At 35.7% G+C, this 17,899-nt stretch carries 20 protein-coding genes and 1 pseudogene; 9 read left to right on the top strand and 12 right to left on the bottom strand.

Features of this window, described 5'->3' with window-relative positions; all coding sequences use genetic code 11:
* Positions 1–69: 69 nt before the first annotated feature.
* From QFZ28_RS00790 to QFZ28_RS00800, 3 genes are all read right to left on the bottom strand, one after another.
* On the bottom strand, positions 70–777 hold the full coding sequence (locus QFZ28_RS00790) for a response regulator (protein ID WP_307192960.1): 708 nt from the start codon (positions 775–777) through the stop codon (positions 70–72).
* Positions 778–779: 2 nt separating this feature from the next.
* Positions 780–2,372, bottom strand: coding sequence for a DcuS/MalK family sensor histidine kinase (dcuS, locus tag QFZ28_RS00795; protein WP_307192961.1), 1,593 nt, complete (start codon positions 2,370–2,372; stop codon positions 780–782).
* 107 nt (positions 2,373–2,479) lie between these two features.
* Positions 2,480–3,232, bottom strand: a complete 753-nt coding sequence (locus QFZ28_RS00800; protein WP_307192962.1) for a sulfite exporter TauE/SafE family protein — start codon at positions 3,230–3,232, stop codon at positions 2,480–2,482.
* Between the two features lie 1,268 nt (positions 3,233–4,500).
* On the opposite strand from QFZ28_RS00800, the gene QFZ28_RS00805 reads away from it, so the two are divergent.
* Positions 4,501–5,343: a hypothetical protein gene (locus tag QFZ28_RS00805; RefSeq protein WP_307192963.1), complete on the top strand. Its 843-nt coding sequence runs from the start codon at positions 4,501–4,503 to the stop codon at positions 5,341–5,343.
* Between the two features lie 228 nt (positions 5,344–5,571).
* Positions 5,572–6,447 (top strand): YsnF/AvaK domain-containing protein, encoded by an 876-nt coding sequence (locus tag QFZ28_RS00810; protein WP_307192964.1) that lies wholly within the window; start codon positions 5,572–5,574, stop codon positions 6,445–6,447.
* A gap of 399 nt (positions 6,448–6,846) precedes the next feature.
* Here the strand turns inward: QFZ28_RS00810 and QFZ28_RS00815 are convergent.
* From QFZ28_RS00815 to QFZ28_RS00840, 6 genes and pseudogenes are all read right to left on the bottom strand, one after another.
* Positions 6,847–7,008, bottom strand: a pseudogene (locus QFZ28_RS00815) (hypothetical protein); the annotation flags it as partial.
* A gap of 45 nt (positions 7,009–7,053) precedes the next feature.
* A complete protein-coding gene (locus tag QFZ28_RS00820) occupies positions 7,054–7,674 on the bottom strand; it encodes an NUMOD3 domain-containing DNA-binding protein (protein ID WP_307192965.1) in 621 nt (206 codons plus the stop codon).
* 73 nt (positions 7,675–7,747) lie between these two features.
* Positions 7,748–8,059 carry a hypothetical protein gene (locus QFZ28_RS00825; RefSeq protein WP_307192966.1) on the bottom strand — a complete coding sequence of 104 codons (312 nt, stop codon included), beginning with the start codon at positions 8,057–8,059 and terminating at the stop codon, positions 7,748–7,750.
* A 161-nt stretch (positions 8,060–8,220) separates the two neighbouring features.
* Positions 8,221–8,625, bottom strand: a complete 405-nt coding sequence (locus QFZ28_RS00830; RefSeq protein WP_307192967.1) for a hypothetical protein — start codon at positions 8,623–8,625, stop codon at positions 8,221–8,223.
* A gap of 19 nt (positions 8,626–8,644) precedes the next feature.
* Positions 8,645–9,139, bottom strand: a complete 495-nt coding sequence (locus tag QFZ28_RS00835) for a DUF2321 domain-containing protein (RefSeq protein ID WP_307192968.1) — start codon at positions 9,137–9,139, stop codon at positions 8,645–8,647.
* 147 nt (positions 9,140–9,286) lie between these two features.
* Entirely contained in the window at positions 9,287–9,610 is a 324-nt protein-coding gene (locus QFZ28_RS00840) for a hypothetical protein (protein WP_307192969.1), read from the bottom strand.
* A 158-nt stretch (positions 9,611–9,768) separates the two neighbouring features.
* On the opposite strand from QFZ28_RS00840, the gene QFZ28_RS00845 reads away from it, so the two are divergent.
* Positions 9,769–10,518, top strand: a complete 750-nt coding sequence (locus QFZ28_RS00845) for a hypothetical protein (RefSeq protein WP_307192970.1) — start codon at positions 9,769–9,771, stop codon at positions 10,516–10,518.
* A 55-nt stretch (positions 10,519–10,573) separates the two neighbouring features.
* On the opposite strand, the gene QFZ28_RS00850 is transcribed toward QFZ28_RS00845, so the two are convergent.
* A complete protein-coding gene (locus tag QFZ28_RS00850) occupies positions 10,574–11,134 on the bottom strand; it encodes a hypothetical protein (RefSeq protein WP_307192971.1) in 561 nt (186 codons plus the stop codon).
* A gap of 46 nt (positions 11,135–11,180) precedes the next feature.
* The gene (locus QFZ28_RS00855; protein ID WP_307192972.1) at positions 11,181–11,426 is read right to left on the bottom strand and encodes a hypothetical protein; all 246 of its coding nucleotides are present in this window, start codon (positions 11,424–11,426) and stop codon (positions 11,181–11,183) included.
* Between the two features lie 287 nt (positions 11,427–11,713).
* On the opposite strand from QFZ28_RS00855, the gene QFZ28_RS00860 reads away from it, so the two are divergent.
* Positions 11,714–13,492 (top strand): DEAD/DEAH box helicase, encoded by a 1,779-nt coding sequence (locus tag QFZ28_RS00860; RefSeq protein WP_307192973.1) that lies wholly within the window; start codon positions 11,714–11,716, stop codon positions 13,490–13,492.
* 148 nt (positions 13,493–13,640) lie between these two features.
* On the opposite strand, the gene QFZ28_RS00865 is transcribed toward QFZ28_RS00860, so the two are convergent.
* Complete coding sequence (locus tag QFZ28_RS00865) at positions 13,641–13,841, bottom strand: hypothetical protein (protein WP_307192974.1); 201 nt, start codon at positions 13,839–13,841, stop codon at positions 13,641–13,643.
* Between the two features lie 218 nt (positions 13,842–14,059).
* On the opposite strand from QFZ28_RS00865, the gene QFZ28_RS00870 reads away from it, so the two are divergent.
* The 5 genes from QFZ28_RS00870 (at position 14,060) to QFZ28_RS00890 (ending at position 17,690) form a co-directional block, all read left to right on the top strand.
* A complete protein-coding gene (locus QFZ28_RS00870; protein ID WP_307192975.1) occupies positions 14,060–14,188 on the top strand; it encodes a hypothetical protein in 129 nt (42 codons plus the stop codon).
* Entirely contained in the window at positions 14,185–14,517 is a 333-nt protein-coding gene (locus QFZ28_RS00875; protein ID WP_307192976.1) for a hypothetical protein, read from the top strand. The genes QFZ28_RS00870 and QFZ28_RS00875 overlap by 4 nt, the downstream gene beginning before the upstream one ends.
* Before the next feature lie 110 nt (positions 14,518–14,627).
* Entirely contained in the window at positions 14,628–15,035 is a 408-nt protein-coding gene (locus tag QFZ28_RS00880; protein ID WP_307192977.1) for an HNH endonuclease, read from the top strand.
* Positions 15,036–15,048: 13 nt separating this feature from the next.
* Positions 15,049–15,558 carry a P27 family phage terminase small subunit gene (locus tag QFZ28_RS00885; RefSeq protein ID WP_307192978.1) on the top strand — a complete coding sequence of 170 codons (510 nt, stop codon included), beginning with the start codon at positions 15,049–15,051 and terminating at the stop codon, positions 15,556–15,558.
* Positions 15,559–15,560: 2 nt separating this feature from the next.
* Positions 15,561–17,690, top strand: coding sequence for a terminase TerL endonuclease subunit (locus QFZ28_RS00890; RefSeq protein ID WP_307192979.1), 2,130 nt, complete (start codon positions 15,561–15,563; stop codon positions 17,688–17,690).
* Positions 17,691–17,899: the final 209 nt, after the last annotated feature.

Genomic DNA, 17,899 nt, shown 5'->3' on the forward strand with positions numbered 1-17,899 from the left:
GTTTTCATAGTTTGTGAAAATTTAATAATTCTTTTGGCAAATAAAAAAAGTAAGCAGTTACATCACTGCTTACAGAAAATTTTTAATTAAGTGCTCTTTGTATTGATTATATTCATGCTGATAAACAGGCCTTCCAACGGTTCCATAGATTACCTTAACATCTAGGATTCCTAAATCCTTAAGGAAGTTAAGATACTTTCTAGCAGAGACTCTTGAGATGCCTACTAGATTTGCTATTTCATCAGTGGAAAAAGGACCTTCCTTCAATTCCTGAACAGCTTCCCATACCTGCTTTAAGGTATCCTTTGTTAACCCCTTTGGCAATTCCTCTGCTATTACTGTTTCTTCTCTGTGTAAAAGAAAATCATCGAGTTCTTGTTGACTAACTTCTTTTTGTTTATCGATAAACCTATTATGCTTCTGGTAACAAGCAAGAGCAGCGTGGAACCGTTCAAACTGAAAAGGCTTAATTAAATAATCGACAACACCATACCTTAACGCCCTCTTAATCCGTTCCAGATCCGAGGCAGCCGAAATGATGATGACATCAATTTCATGCTCATTTTTCCGAAGGTACGAAAGTAACTCTAGACCCTGCTTACTCGGCATAAAAATATCCAGAAGAATGAGCTGAATATCTTCCTTCCCCAAAAATCGGATAGCTTCATCGACTGAATTTGCTGTTGCAGCCAAACGAAACCCATCAATTTTGGAAAGGTATTGTTTATTGATCTCTGCTACCATCGGGTCATCTTCGACAATCATTACATTAATCAAATCTATTCATCCTCTGCATTATAAGGTATATACACGGCGAAATTTGTTCCCTTTCCAGGTTTAGACGAAATAATCAGGTCCCCTTCCAATCTTTCAATTGCCTGTGCCAAGAGATATAATCCGAACCCGCGGTTATCTCCTTTTGTCGAGAAGCCTTTATCCAGTATTTTATTTTGGATTGCCGTCGTCATGCCCATCCCAGTGTCTTTAACCTCAATTGTTAAAATATCCTCTGCGTAATCCAGTTTTAGTTCGACTTTTTTATTTGGGCTGTCAGCAATTGCATCCATTGCATTATCCATCAGGTTTCCAATGATTGTAATCAACTCATGTGTCACTTCTGGGTTTCCAGGCGTGGGTAATTTATTTGTGCAATCAAATGATAGTGACGCTCCTGATTCTCTTGCAGAACTTAGCTTGCCAATCAGAAATCCAGCAAGTACGGGATCTTGAACTTTCTTCGTTACAAAGCCCATTTCTGTCTCCCGGTGGTTTACCGTTTCACTCACATATTTAGCAAGTGTATCATATTGTTCCGTACGAACCAGTCCAAGAATGACATGAAGTTTATTCATGAATTCATGCGCCTGTGCGCGGAGAGCATCCGCATAATTGCGCACACCAGTGAGCTGTTCGGCCAAAACTTGAACCTCCGTTTTATCACGAAATGTAGCGATTGCTCCCACCGGTTGATTTTCGACAACCACCGGCACCCTGTTTACTAGGATCGTAACCCCATGCAGGTTCTGTTCTTGGTCTAACTCCGTTTCATCCGATTTTATAATGCGAGTTAACCGAGTCTCTGGTAAATAATCTTCAATGTTCATCCCCATAGGATTTCCTTCAAGCCCAGCTTTTCTAAAAAGCTTACTAGCTGCCCTGTTTACTAGGGTGATTTTCCCTTCTTGGTCAATAGCTATAATTCCTTCGCGCACAGACTGCAGCATGGAACTACGCTCTTCAAGCAGCTTAGCAATAGCGAATGGTTCGAGTCCTAAAAGGATTTTTTTAATGTATCTCGCAAGTCCCACTGCACCGACTACCCCAATCATTATTCCGATTAAGGTACCAATAACCATACCCATCTGACCTTTATGTACTGCCTTTGTTACATTTTCTAATGAAATTCCTACTGCAACTGCACCGACTTGTTTTCCGTGTGAATTCATAATTGGAGTAAATGCCCGCATTGATGGGCCTAGTAAGCCTTTTGAGATCGATACGTACTCCTTCCCTTGTAGGACAGGCCCTTCATCTCCTCCCCTGAAGTGCCTTCCAACTTTACCGGGATCCGGGTGGGAAAGCCGAATTCCTTTCATATCCATAACGACAACAAAGTTAACTTTCGTTAAACCTTTTACTCGATTGGAAAAAACTTGAACTTCTTCCTGATTATTTTCCCCTTCAAGACCCCCAACCACTTGAGGGCTAATGGCAACCATCTTTGCAACATTCAGGGCCTTTTCTTTCTGTGTTTCTTCCACACTGGAGATAATCCCTTTGCTTATTAGCAAATCAGTTATTCCAAGTGATAACGCGACGACAATGCATACAAATATAATAATGATGGCTTGTAAGCTTAATTTTTTTTTCATGATATCCCCCAGGCATTTGCTAAGTTATTATATGTATAAGACTATTCCATTAAATAACAAGAGACCGCTAAGCTAGTAAATGAGCTTCAAGCAGTCTCTATTTTAAATCATGGAATCAGCAAAATTGCGCCAGCCATAATTGGAGTGAGAACCATAGCACTTTTTAAGATTGGCAGTGGAACACTATCGGTAAATTTAGCTCCAATATAAGAACCGATCATGGTTCCAATAAGTACCTGAACCAGAAGCTGGACGTTGAAGTAACCCTCAAAATAGTAGCCTGTCCCGCCTGCCATAGCGATTGGAAGAATAACAAGCATTGTTGTGCCGACTGATTTTTGTACAGAAAGCCCCAACACAATCATCAACCCAAGCTGGATGAATGGAGCCGCCCCAATACCAAACGTACCAGATAAAATACCAGTTACTATACCGACTGCAGATGCCCTGAATAAAAAGCTGCCTGTTGATTTAATTTCCCCTTTATTTGTTTCTTTAAGCCTATTTACAATAAAAAGGCGAATCATTAGCATAATAGCGGATAGAAATAGCATTCCCGCTGTAAGAAAGTGGAGTGAATGGACCGGAATCCATACGGCAATCCTGGAACCAAGATAGGAGAAAATCGCCCCAAAAACACCTACAGTAATTCCTGCTTTCACATCAACATTTCCCTGCCGGTAATGGCTGTAAGCTCCGGACATTGTAGTAAACACCATAGCAGCAAGAGACGTACCTAACGCTGTGTGGATTGACACTCCAAAAACAACGGTTAAAAGAGCAATAATAAAACCTGATCCTCCTGCCCCAATAAACCCTAGTAAAATACCTATTAAGAACATTGTAAGTGTGATTATCAAAGATGTCCCTCCCCAAACACACTTCCACTTCGGTAGTGAAATTTGTCAAAATTCATTATAGTACTTGAAACCAGAAGGACACTATTTGTAATTAAAAAAAGTGTTTTGGCTGAAATAAAACGGGTATTTGTCTCTTTGTTAAAACCAGCTTTCTTAAAAGGAAATGAAAAGAGGCCTTTCAAAAGTTTAGTGAACTTATGAGAAGAATTACATCATGCCGCCCGTAAGATGAGAGTGTGTAAAATCTTTAACGAGGTGTGCAAAAGGTGCGGTAAATCAAGGTTATGCTAATTTCATCTGTAACATCTTTAACGATAGTTTATTCATCCTAAGGAATTTACAAACGATTCAGACTTAGTAGCTGGAGCCAATGTATTACTTGAAGTAGTTAGTAAACTTGCATCTATTTAGTAACTAATCTGTTAAGAGTAAATAATCCCCACCAGTAAACTAGGTGGGGATTATTCGATATTATCAAAAGCATTCCATCATTATTACTAGATTCTCTTTTCGACAATTTTCTTGCTAATCAGAAGGAATAAACACAGGTTTGACAGCGTTTAAAGAATTTTTAATCAATCGTTTAGTTAATGCCGATTCAACTAATTAAACGTTTGGTTAAATACCGCTAAGCCCTTTTAACAAACGAATTTTTGGCTGTTTTCAAGAGAATTAATTGTCGTATAAAAGTTGAGGGTGTAAGGAATCATCTTTAATACTGACAATAGAAACTAGCAAAATGCATATTCTGACAAATAGAAATATATTTTTTACTAACTAATCGTTTGATTGAAAGTGCAGCACACCCTTTTAAAATAGGCTTTTCCACGTTTTCTAGCAAAACTTTTTGTCGAAGGAAACACTTGTATTTCTACTATCGACGAAAGGATTGGGGAACAAATCTATAATCTAAAAATATTCAGGGAGTGACAGTAGACGGTATACTATACTCCCCCTTCTCCCGTGGTAATAACACCAGCCATACTTGTGAAAGTACCAACCATTTCTTTCAAATACGGATGTCCGTAAAAATTGTATATCAAAAAATGGTTTTGATAATCAGTACCATAACATCTTTAACTGGATTTTAACGTTTTTATAAGATTGCATTAGCAAAATATTAGCATCTATTCACAAAAGTAACATAATTCAACCATTTTATACGTTTATGGGAAGGATATAATAGGAGTAGTCCCATGCAAAATTCTCCTTTAACCCTCTCTTTTCTTTTCCAACAAAACAATTCACGATGAAAGCAGGTTGATTGTATGAAGAACAGCAACAATACGAAGGATATTTGTGATGAGAATGAAATGCAAGTGAAGGTATTAATGAAGCATTTTGAAAATCCAAAAGAGCGTGAAGATCTATTAAAAAATATCAACATAAGTGCTGAATTTGAAATGAGGTACCGAGGACACTTTTTATTTTATGGGAAGGACTTTATTGACTATAAACTTTTACGCCCCTACGACAAAGACCGCAATGAGTTTCTCCGTATCTTATCAAACTTCATGACCACCGTTTTGGAAGATGACTGTCCACCCTCATGGAAAAAATGCAAGCGGCCATTCTGGGAAGAACTGATTTTCACCCACTTTCCTCATGTTATGAGAATTACCCCTGATCAAAAACAAGTAGAAATCTTCCTTTTCCAGTTAAGAATGTTTATCCAGTGGCTTGATAAGCGTGTTGGAACAACATGGTTTACAGTCGTTGATAAGTATTCAAAAGAGGCTATTTCCGACCTGAAAGTATGTGAACAAGTACTGAATACTATTTTTTTGAGAGACTTCCCACAACTCCATCAGAAAGGCTTTAGCCCCGAGCAACAAATTGAAATAGCCAACGAGAGTTTCAAGCAATGTACGAAAAGATGGGATAGCCTTTTTGAGGTTATAAGTATTATTGATGACCAGATTACTGTAATAAAAGAATTTAACACCAATATATCCTATTATGTAAAAGGCTTGCCCACCCATTTAATCTTTCCTGAACTTATTATGAGTGGCTGTATTGGCCGAAAGAGAGGCACCTTGCTCTGGGAGTGGTTTCAAACCGAAGGGATCTATCCACAAAAAGGGAGAAAATACCTTAAATTGATTAATTAAGATTTGAGTAAAACATAAGCCCCGTACCGTTAAAAAGAGGATGAACCAATAAGAGTGCCAGGCACCTTAATGTAAAAAAACAACAGATCTTCCCAAAAAGATCAATCATCTAAAAGACCCATGGAGGATTGATCACGCAGAGAAAATTTGTTTGCAATGGTGTTAAACCGGGTAAGTATATTTTGTATGCTTTATCAGCAAACAAAAAGGGAAATGGAGGCTATAACTATGGGTAAAACAGTTTTAGGGGTTTATAATTCCAGTGAAGAAGTAATTCAGGCCATTGAGGTATTCCAAAACGAAGGATATTCCAGAAAGGACTTTTCAATTATTGCCAATACAGCAGATGTCCCTTCCACCATCGAAGAGGAAACAGGGGTGGCTTCTCAGGAGATAACCACAAGGAATAATCCACCATCAGAAGATCACTTAGCGTTCTTAGCAAGCCTGTTTACCCCGTTTGTGGATAATACCGCCCAAAATGACGGCAGAAATACCTATTATGATCATTTGATTGCTCAGGGTATTAGTGAAGCAGATGCGTTAAAATACGAAGAGGATATCAACTCCGGAATGATTCTGCTTCTTGCTGAAAAAGGATTAGAGAACGTTAGCGCTGCCGACCGTATCTCTACAGAAGATTTTGCTCGTAATCAAACAGGTCTTGAGGATACTTTCGATACAAATAAGCAGCAATCACTAGAGCTGCGGGAAGAACAGTTGGATGTGAATAAACAGCCTGTTCAGACAGGTGAGGTAGAGGTAAAAAAAGATGTGGTTGAAGAACAGAAAACAGTAAATGTCCCAGTAACACATGATGAGGTCTATGTGGAAAGACGGTCAGTCGGCAATACTGGTGCAGACACCTCCACACCAATCGGCGATGAAGAAACCATCCGCGTTCCAATTGTTGAGGAGAAAGTAGAAGTGACAAAGAAACCCGTCGTTGCTGAAGAACTGGTGATTGGCAAGAAACAAGTTTCTGAAACCCAACAGGTAATAGAAAATATTAAGCGCGAGGAAGCAAAAGTGACCAAAAAGGGCGACGCTTCGGTCAAAGAAACCACAACTGACAGCAATAGTATGGATACTGATAGATTCTAATGGATGTGTCTAAAGAGTTTATCTATTAGGGGCTAGTGGGTCTGTCCCCCGCGCTACATTAGCACTTTAGCAGAATGGGGGACTGACCCTTTTTCCCCTTGCTATAGAATGTAGCCTTGGTCATATTTGTATTTTCATAGCTTCAACTGCGGTGTATATAATGTCTTTAACATTAATACTTAATTCTCAATGTAGTAATCCCCAAATTCCATAAAAGCATTTCATGATTTTTGATATTCATTTGGTTGTTCTTGAAACGTATGTCATCCAAAAAGTCTTGCAAATTTTAACAACACAAAAAACCACTCCCTAAATTTTATAGGAAGTGGTTTTTGCTATTGATATAAGAAAGGGTGAAAAATAGCTTCCACTACTTTTCGAGTGCAAGGCTTAAAAGCCTTACATCATGCCGCCCATTCCGCCCATACCGCTCATATCAGGCATGCCGCCTTGACCTGCTGGTTCTGGCTTGTCAGCAACAACTGCTTCAGTTGTTAAGAACATAGCCGCTACAGATGCAGCGTTTTGAAGTGCAGAACGAGTTACTTTAGTTGGGTCAACGTGCGCCACTACTGGGTTTTATAGTGATGATTCATTTATATTTAATTAACAACAACCACTTCTCTTAATTTTTCTACTTCCTCCATTATAAAGTGGTGGTTGCTTTTTGTGAAGATGTGGTTCAGAATATTCTATTATTAATCCTTTTAACTCCTTATTTTGCTTCAAGTAAGGATTGTACGGTCGTCCAGTTTTAATAATGTTTTGAATCGTGCCCATTGATATGTTATATTCTCGCCTCATTAAATTAGCCATTTCTTGTCGTGAAGCTGTCTCTATTCGTCTACCATCTGAGAATATAGCCACCATAGGTTTTGCAAAAGGACTCTTGCCCCCTGTTTTCCCGTACATACCATTCCTACGACCTTTCTTCTTTTCGCTTAATTTCTCTTTTGTTTGATCTGTAATTTTTGTGCCTAAGCTTTCGTTTGCTCGACACAATCCTATGCTTTTATATAATTCAATTAATTTCTTTTCAAAATCATATGCTTCTATTTCATCGTGAAACCTAGCGACAATATTAACTTGTACATCACCTGATTTATCCCTAACAATTTGATTCCAGCGTTCGCTCCTACGAGTGAGTCGACTTGCTCTTGCTCCTGAACCTTTACCAGCATAAAATATTTCTCCGTTTAGAGAGTGTGTATAAACATAGTATTTCATCTTACCTTTACCTTTCTATTATTTCTAAAAAGTAACCGCAAAGCTCGTCCAAGCCTGCGGTTTAGTGATGTGTTTAAAAATCGGGCATATCTTCAATAACTATATCTTTTGAAATTACCAAAACTTCTTCTTTATATCCTTCTTGCCAAGGGTGTTGAGGTTCTTTATGAAAAAGTTTCATGCCAAAATATTTTTCAATACCAAAGCCAATGTATAATTCATTTTCATACGGGAAATGCTTTTGAATTTCTTTTTTTAATTCTTCAGATATAGCATGATAAACTTTCACAAAATCAGCTTCTATTGGGATAGTTGTATTTGCTGGAAAAACTAAGTCTTGTTTATAATAGATGTCTTTTTCTGTTAAAATAATTTCATTTTTCATTTTTATAATTCCTCCGATTTGTTTTTGTTGTTGTTGTTTTTGATTACACGACTATTATATTGAAGAATTTTTATATGTTAGGTACCTCGGATACTTTTTTGAAAAAATTTTTTCTTCATTAATATATAGAACAAAAAAATAAGCACTCCCGAAGGAATGCTCTAGTTAAATATATCTGCTTCAGGGAAGATTAATTTCCCTAGCATTTTTCCATATCCCATTAATGCTTGTATAGTACCCAAATCCTCGTTTGCTTGGTTCGCCTTGTTCATCACATTTCGGATTATCCCTTCTGCTTCTTGAGGGGTCTGTGCTGTCATTACTTTAGAAACCTCTTGAAAAAGTTCAAATGTTTTTTCGTTTATCTCATTATTTTTCCGCACTAAATCAATAATTTCACTAATACCTTTAGTGTTTTCGGAAATCTGCTTGAGATAATCCCTTTGGTCAATTTGTACTTGTTCTGCTCTTCTTTTATTTTCCGTCATTTGGTCAGCGACTTCTTGTATTTGCCGCATTTGATTTCTCAAATGCTGATTCAAATTAGCCATTGGGTCATTACTCATGTTATCACCTCATATTTTCTTAAGGACCCCATATTGCTTTTTTAACAGTTTCACTGACAACATCAACTAATATATCCCTAAAACCTGTTACGATTTCAGGTCCTGTTTTGCTTAAAATCCGTTTAAACCTTGTTTGTGCCACAACAGTTCTAGGTCCATCCTTAACTAAGTCGTCAAGCGATTTCTTCAGTTGTTCTTGCTCTTCAGGGCTTAACTCATCAAGTAGATCCGCCAATTCCTTTGCTGCATTTAATTTTTCAGCAGTCCATGGATAAGGATTGCCACAATTATCACAATAACTAGGAGCCTTAAACTTACTAAGTGAGCCTACTCCTGGTATATGAAGATATCCTCGAATATTTGCGTCACAAATAGGACACTCGGTAATTGTTTCTTCACCACATTTATCACAAAAGTTTTTATTGGATTCAGGATATGATATAGAAAATTCATTGCTTACGTGTCCATTTAAACAAATTTCAGCAGTATCATACCAAATTTCACCGTTCTTCATAATGTCACCTCCCACTTTCCAATATTCGACATATAAGAGCTAAATCCTTGTGACAAATTAAAACCACTAGTAAAAATAGGTTACGGCAAATGAGAATTTAATAGTTTAACAAAAACACATCAAAAAAGCACCCAAAATGGATGCCTCTTAATCCCTAAATTCTTCATTCAGTTCTATAAACAATCTCCACCAAGCGCTATACTTGTTTTCTTTTTCCTCTTTTTTCTGTGCTAATTCTTCTTGTAAATCTTCAAATGCTTTTTTTAATGGTTCTTTAACTTGAGTATCAAATTCTGATGTTTTTACATTTAATGCTAGTTTTTCAGCATATTCAGACCGTATTTGTGCTCTTTCTAATTGGTCTTTCATATCTTCTATTTCTTCTTGCATTGTTTCTAATTCTTTCTTTAATTCATCTCTCCATTTTTTCAATTCGTTTCGTTTATATTCAGCACGTTGTTCTGCGTCCAAAGTACTCACCTCCCCTTCCATAATTCGACATATGGTACTATTTTTCCTTCTAATATTTAAAAAACTTAGTGAAAATTACCATTTTTTTAAAAATATTGGTATAATTGAACTAATAACAAAAGATAATTTAAAAGAATGTTAGATTGGAGAATTTGAATTTGAATCCTTACATTCCGGCAATTATTACAGCATCTGTAGCTTTGATAGCAGCTGTTTGTGCACAATTTTTAAATAACTGGTTAACTCAAAAAAGGGAAGAAAAAAAATACAAAAAAGATTGTTATCAAAATTTATACGGTCCTTTAGGTATGAGGTTGTATAGATGGATTACGTCAGGAGACAGCGAGTATTATCGACTGTCATGGAAAAAAATAACAGAAGAAGATTATTTAAATTCTTACAGGGATAGAGAATGGAGGGACATTTTAAATTTTTTTAATGATAATATAAAATATGCTTCCCCGGATTTAATGCAAAGTTATTTCGAAATAAACACTTCATATCGCTATGATGATGAGAGGGTTAATTTTTCTTTACTGTTTTTCAAAGAATTAGACTCAATAATGCGTTCCTTGAAATTAAAACATCGCAAGTCTATGGATATAAGAGAATTAATAAGTATATTGGAATCATGGAATATATTGGATGTTCAATTCAATCCAAACATTGCTAATTTATCCCTGATATACGAAGTCCTCCCAGTCGATTTTGCTAAAAAGACTAAAATATATTATAAAAAAACAGACCCAGGTGTTCCGAGAACTGTAGATGATGATTTTTTACGATACTACCCATACTTTAAAGAAAACTTCTTTGATAAGTTAGTAAATATTGAAGATTACGAGAAAGAATATATCAAGCATTACGATGACCTCTATAAGAAAATCCAAGAAGAGCAGAAGGCTTGATTTTTGCCTTCACTTTTCTTGCTCTTATTAAGATAGTTTCCACAAAAAAACGCTCTTATACAGAACGTTCCCTTTCCAATCGCTCTTGCAGTATAGCTATATCCCTATCTAGCTTATCAGTATGAATTAGCACAAATACCTGATACTTGGGATTTTCACGATTCCTCATTGTATGATGTAAATCATTCCCCATCTTGATTAATTCAATTGCCATCGACTTTTTGTAAATATTTTTTAGCATAGGTTTTTCTTGCGCTTTCTTTTCATCGTCGGATTCTTCTAATGAAACTTCGATTATGATCTCAATATGTTCACCCTCTCTATTCCTTTCCCATTCTGTAATAAACTTGTCATATGCTTTTAGCATTGCTTCTGGAGTCAAATGAGTGTAAATCCAAAATCCTTCTTTGACGAAAATATTTTTCTTTTTACTCCCGTTAATAGATACAAAATATTCAGAATCAGAAGTGCGGATTCCTGCACTTTCTATTGTTTTAATAGTTTTGTTCAAATCTAGATTCATGAAATGAGCCCAAAATTGACGAAAAATTCCAGCGTGTGACTTATCCTCCAAAAAGGTTTTTCTATCATTTACATTTAATTCAAATTGTTTCATTAGTTTCCCTCCTTTTTTGTTTCCTACTCTCGTCACTCAATTGGTGTTAAACAAATTCTAACCATAATTCTAATTGCTTCACAGCTTCTTCATTTATCGCCCTCATTGGTTCCAATAATATTTCGCCTCGTTGTCGTTTTATCTCCTTTGCTAAAAGCGGAAGATCTTCAAGTAAACCAAAATCAATAAGGTTCTCTAATGTGTTCATACGAAAGTATTCATTTTCAATCGTGTTAATCTCGAAGTGTTCGACTAACATTTCAACCATAATATCCAAGGGATATTCTCTCATGTTTTCATCTCCCAAATACATGTACTAACTATATTGTAAGATGGCAAAAAAATGCCGTCCAGAAGAAATTTCCAGCCCTTGGTATTACTGGATTTTTGCATTTTTTAAAATTTTTTTCTCCCACTTGCCTTACATTTGAAAACCTTCTCAATATAATAGCGGTGTCATGAACAAGACAAAAAAATTTAAATATCGAGGACAGTAAACGACATTACAATCAACTTTTTACCAGCACTATAAGAGAATTCAACTTAATGCTGTTTATTGTCCTGAAAGGGAGAACAGAAATGGAGAAAAAATTTAACTACATTACGGAAATATTAACCAAAGCTGATTTGAAATTGATGTTGGACAGCAAAGAAGGGTTTACATTAGTCGTTTCACCTACAGGAACTGGTAAATCTACCTTCATTATTGAAGAAATTATCAAACCCCATTTTGAAAATGAAAACTATGGCTTCGGTAAAGGAAAGTATCATGATTTAGCTAGTAAGGAAATTTTAGTAATGGCTAATCGAACTGCTGTTGTTCTGAAGTTCAATGATGATGTTGAACGAGCTTGTGAAGAAATGGGAATCTATAGAGCTAAAGGGGTAACTGTTGCAAGCTATCAAAAAATATCCCATGATGAAATGCTTTTAGCGATAGATGAAGCAGAAATAATCCTGTGTGACGAAGCTCATTACTTTATTGCAGATGCTTGGAATGGCACCACTGGTATTATCATGGACAAAATTCTTGAGGTATCTGATAGTAAGCCCGTTATTTTCTTCACTGCTACACCACAGCAAATCATAAAATATTTCAATAATAAAGGTTTGACTTATAAGGAACTTGATTACAGGGATGTGCTTGGGTTTAATGACAGAATGGACTTCATCTGTACTAATAAGGACTTGGAGCAACTCATCAAAGGAATTAATAAAAATGAAAAAATAATGGTATTCGTTGCTGATATGACCTCCAGAAAAATGATTGCAAAGATGTGCCAAAAATATCGGGAAAATGGCTACAAAATTGAATTCTATCATTCCGTTTGGGTCAAAACACTTGATGGCAGATTTAATGGTTTAAAAATACCCGAAATGGCTGCTAAAGTTGGACAACTGGTTAGCAACAAAAAATTTGATACTCAAATCACTATAGCCAATAAGGCTATTGATAACGGTATCGACATAATTGACCCTGACTTTAAACATATTATCCTTTTAAATCAGTATGACCATGTTCAGATCCAACAGATGGTTGGACGTAAACGGTTTGATATTCATAATCCTAATGACCGCCTAACTGTATGGCTTTCTACTGAAAACAAACCTGTTTTAGATAATTTTTACGACTTAATAATAGCTCAGATTGGTTTTATTAAAAAGTTCAGAAATTATCGAGATAAAAATATTGAAAAATTTAAAAATGGTTTAAGGGTCTTCCCTGGCAACGAAAACAAGTCAGATGAAAAAATCCAAATATTAGCTGGGTCAATGGCTGTTGATTACTTTTTTAATGATGATGTAAATGGGGAAGAATCCGAGAATTTAAAAATAGAAAAAAAGCTTATTCAAAGTGATGAATATGCCAAATTACTAAGCTATCAGTTGGATTATATTTCCCCATTGGTTTGCAAATACTTAGTGGATCTAGACGATGATGCTTTATCTACTGATGAACTCCAAAGCATTGTAAAAAATTATCAAAAGCTGGTCAAAGAATTATTCGATAGACCTGCTGTAATCCATTGGAGAAATAAGTATATTGCTTCTGAGGAAAACAAAATGGAATTTAAACGTAGAATCACTGAGGAGTTAGTTCCGTATTTGCAGAAGTTGGAAGACATTAGGCTGTTTGATGATGAAAAGCGTGTATTTGAAGACAAAATCAGCTATTATTTTGGAGCTTCAAAAAGAAATAATAGATTGGCTAACTTGACGACCATTAATGAGATTATCAATGCTCATGGGTTTGTAGTATCTGATAAACGCCAGATGATTGATAAGAAGAAGAAAACCGTTTGGATTGTCGAAAGAATCAACGGACAGCAAATGACATTAGAATCAACTTCCTTATAGATCCTATAAGAGAATCAATCCTAATGACGCTTAATGTCCGTTGGCAGGTAAAAAACCACTGTAACTTCGCACGATAGTGCGAAGTTCAGGCGGACAGCTTGCCTGTCGCCAGCCCTAGGCTGTGTCTGGGCCCACCGGAGGTAAATAGTTAAATTTTAACGACTTTATAGCCATAACCTGTGTAATCCTTATATGGCTTGGTATCCTGATAAATCCGTTCACCTGTTTTCACTGACCGTTTAACCCATCCTTCATTACATATCTTATTAGCTACGCAATATTCCCTACAAGCTTTTAAGTTTTCAAACTCACGAACTACTTGATTTTGTGCATTTAATAACTGAATCATAAGCAATTCCTCCTATAGATATATTTACTTAATTATATTAGCTCTGGTATTTCCTATGCTAGTAAAAAGTAGGAATTAGACATGGTGTTTCCAATGATAATTATTAATACCTGCTCATAACGATACTTACTTCTTTAACAGTACTGTATAGATACTATATAGATACTAAATCAGAAAGGAAGAGTTAGATGAGAGATAAAAAACAGGTGCACTTGTATTTGCCTGAGTCTGTATATCAAGAGCTCGTTATTAAAGCGGATAGTAATGGATTAAAACCAACTCCATATATGGTTATGATACTTACCCAACAAGCTAATCATGGCAAAAGGACGGATATTAAATTATGAACACACTGAAATTAGAAGAAGCTAAATATTATAAATTTCATAGACTATTTTCCAAGATCGCAGCTGATGACTTATTTGCTTTTGGTATTGAGCTATACATCAAGCAACATGGTTATCATTTTGATTGGGGACAAGATCATAATGTGACATGCAACCAAAGTGACTACAAGCTACAATTTAAAATGAGTGGCTATAACGAGGACGTTATTGTTACTTATGACTATGAAGGCAATGTGATTATAAGTGATTACGAGATTGATTTTAATAAATGCCAGTTTTATGACGTTAAATTTGATGGCAGTAAATTTCAATATGAGCTAATTGATTAATCAGAGCCCCCTCAAAAATAGAAAAACGTCTTGAAAACACAAAGGACATCGAAAGGGAGAATTTACCTCGCCAGTCCGATTATCCGATTTTTACAAAAGGAGCTGACACTATGCCAATCATTAAAACCTGTAGAAAGTGTCATCAAAAATACGAGTATGGCACAAAATGCTCCTGTTTAAGTAAATACAGAAAACAAATGAACACTGTTCAAGGGAAAGAAGATAATTTTTATATTTCTAAAGAATGGCGTGCAGTACGAGAATTGGTTTTTATTGAGTATGGCATAGAAGATGGTGCTTTATGTTGTCAACGCTGTTTAATCAACGAAAGAATAATCGTTTATAAAAACATGGAAGGACACCATCTAAAACCCCGTAGCAAATATCCAGAGCTCGAACTAGACCCAGACAATATTGTTCCACTTTGCAAATCTTGTAATATAGAGCTCGGAGATTCTGGCATTGTTGACTGGGATAGAAGTAAAGAATTGAGAGAAAAAATTGATTATACACTATAGGAGTTGAAATTGCATGGGAGCACATAAAAAGCCAGCAAGTCAATTAACTGGTCATGATAATTCCAAGGCAAAAATAGAATTGATGAAACGGAAAGAACGAGAAGCAGCTGGAGCCAATGACCGTTTGAAACAAGGCCTTGAAGGTCTGAAAGAAGTAGAAATGAAGCGATTAATCAATATAGGCGCCAAAGAATTGTATGATTCCTTAGCTAAAGAAGCTTCAAAATCTTCCGTTTTAAGCAACAACCACATTCATGACTTGATAGACATGGCAAATGAATACGAAAAGCTTAAAGAATACAATCGACTTATTAAAAAATATAAAGCAGTTGTATTTGAAAACGGTAAATTTCAAGCCAACCCTGCTGAAAAAATGCGTAAAGATTCACTGAAGGAAATTGACGCTATTAAATCACGTTTAGGCATGAAAGCAGTTGATATTGTCAATTTGGCTCGTGAAAATGACGAAAATAACGAGATAAATAATTTAAAAGCATTGTTCACTGATGATGAGGAGGAATAATTTTGGAATATAAAGTAAACGAAGCAATATTTGAAGGATATAGTATTCCTTCTGAAGCAGAACTACAACAATTTCAAACTAAATATCAATCTTTAACTAATGAAATCAGTCATGTTCCTGACAAGAATATGGCTGATTTTTTATTTACTTCATATGTTTATTTATTAAAAGCAAAGGCAATTGGAGATAACCGCATAACCCACAAGGAAACCAATGCTATTAAACGCTTTTGTCGTGACTATATGAATACATATGATCTCAAAGACAATTTGTTATACGATATGGCTTTTGGTCTAAACAAATACCACAAGGAACAATGGGACGGTTATCTTTCTTCTGGACGAATGAAACACATTGTTAAAAGTGGACGGTCACTAGAAACAAGGATTTCATCCAGCATTGATTATAACGACTTACTGAATAGTTTGCCTATCAAATACGCATATGACGTTATGACGGACAAAAGCGAATGTTACTGGATACGGTTGCAAGCAATGAAATTTATCGAGGACTTTACAGTTAATCAATTTAAGCCTGATTTTGAATTTTATTTCAATGCTGATGTGCTCCGAGTGATTGAAATTTTCCTTCGTTTAGTCAATCTTGCAACAGCCAAAGACGTAACATTAATTGGTGATTCCATTATCAATCATGTGAAGCCTTTTCAATATTTTATGTTAATGAATGTGTTTGCTTGGAGAAAGAAAGATGATTTTGCGGAAAATCGCTACAGAAAATTTGTACTATTTATACCACGCAAAAACGGAAAAAGTTGGCTCGTGGCAGTTGTGAAAATGTTAGGCCTGATATTGTTACCAAACGAAAGTGAATTGTTTTCAGCAAGTAACACTCGAGAACAAGCCATGCAAATTCGTAAGGAGTTTGAAAATATTTGTGGGGCTTCACCTGCTATCAGTCGTTATTTCAAAATTAATCGTGATGTTATTCAAACCTTGCATTCCAATAGTGAATTTAAAGTATTAGCTGGAAAACCAAAGGATGGCTCCCTCCCTTCTATCGCTGCCATTGATGAAAACGGAGATGCTGAAGTCGACAATCCAGTAGCAAGTTCATTGGAAAAAGGTATGTCAGGCTCATTTCAATTACTATTTTACGTTTCAACTGCTTATGAAAAATATCCTTCTGGTATGTCAGTTGAAGTTGAAACAGCTAAAAGTTCATTGGCTCCAGAAAGCGATTATCTAGATCAACGGTTATTCGCTATGCTATATACAGCTCAAGAGCCAAACCTTGAATGGACTAGCCATGAAGCATTGAAAGCGACCAATCCATTAATGTGGTATACCAATCGTGACCAATTAATAAGCGACCAGAAAACAGCTATTGAACAAGAACATAAACGAAATGCTTTTCAAACCAGACGTTTAAACATCTTTTTAGCAACAAATGCTGGTACATCTATTGCTCCAATTGAAAATCTGAAAGCGTGTTATAGGGCAACTCCTGACTTTAATTGGCATGGTCGTCAATGCATCTTAGGGCTCGACTTGTCACTTGGTGATGATAATTCCGCCATCAATTTAGTTACGCATGATAATGGAAAATATCATGTTAAACAATGGGCTTTCGTGCCAGAAGGTCGCCTTGATGAAAAAAAAGCCACAGAAAAAATTGATTACCGGAATTGGATTATGCAAAAGCAAGTTTTTGCTACTGTTGATGGATCTTCCAATAGCAAGATGATAAATTACAAAACTATTGAAGATTTCATTATCAGTTTGCCAAAGAAATACGGTGTAGATATCACCCATATTGCTTATGACCATTACAATGCTGGTAACTTGGTTCAAAATCTTCAAGATAAAGAGTTATTCTACAATACAGAATTTAAAATCATTCAGCAAAATAAAACTGGTCGTCACTTTGGCATATCATTGCTACGTCAAGCTGTTATGCAGAATCGGTTATTTTTTGACAACTCCATGATGATACATGAATGGGGAGCAGTTCAGATGAAGCAGACTGATAATCTGTACTATGTTGAAAAAGTGAAAACAGCCAAAAATAAGACCGATATGGTATATTCACTGATAAATGCTTTGGACGTATGCAACGAGCTTTATGAGGTAAATCGACCAGACGTTGCCGAGGATTTAGTTTTTGGGCTTTGATAATTTTTTATCAAAGCTCTGTCTTCTTTTTTGTTTAGAGGAATAAGCACAATTTACTAAATAACATCATATACTAGAAATAATGAATAATTTATGCCTTTTTTATAGCAATCTTTATCTTGTATAATCCAGAATAATCACAAAGTTGACAAACTATGTATCTATTGCCTATCTTTCCAAAAATGCTTAAATAAGTTATTATAAGGGTA

Source organism: Neobacillus niacini (assembly GCF_030817695.1).
Classification (GTDB): Bacteria; Bacillota; Bacilli; order Bacillales; family Cytobacillaceae; genus Neobacillus; species Neobacillus niacini_F.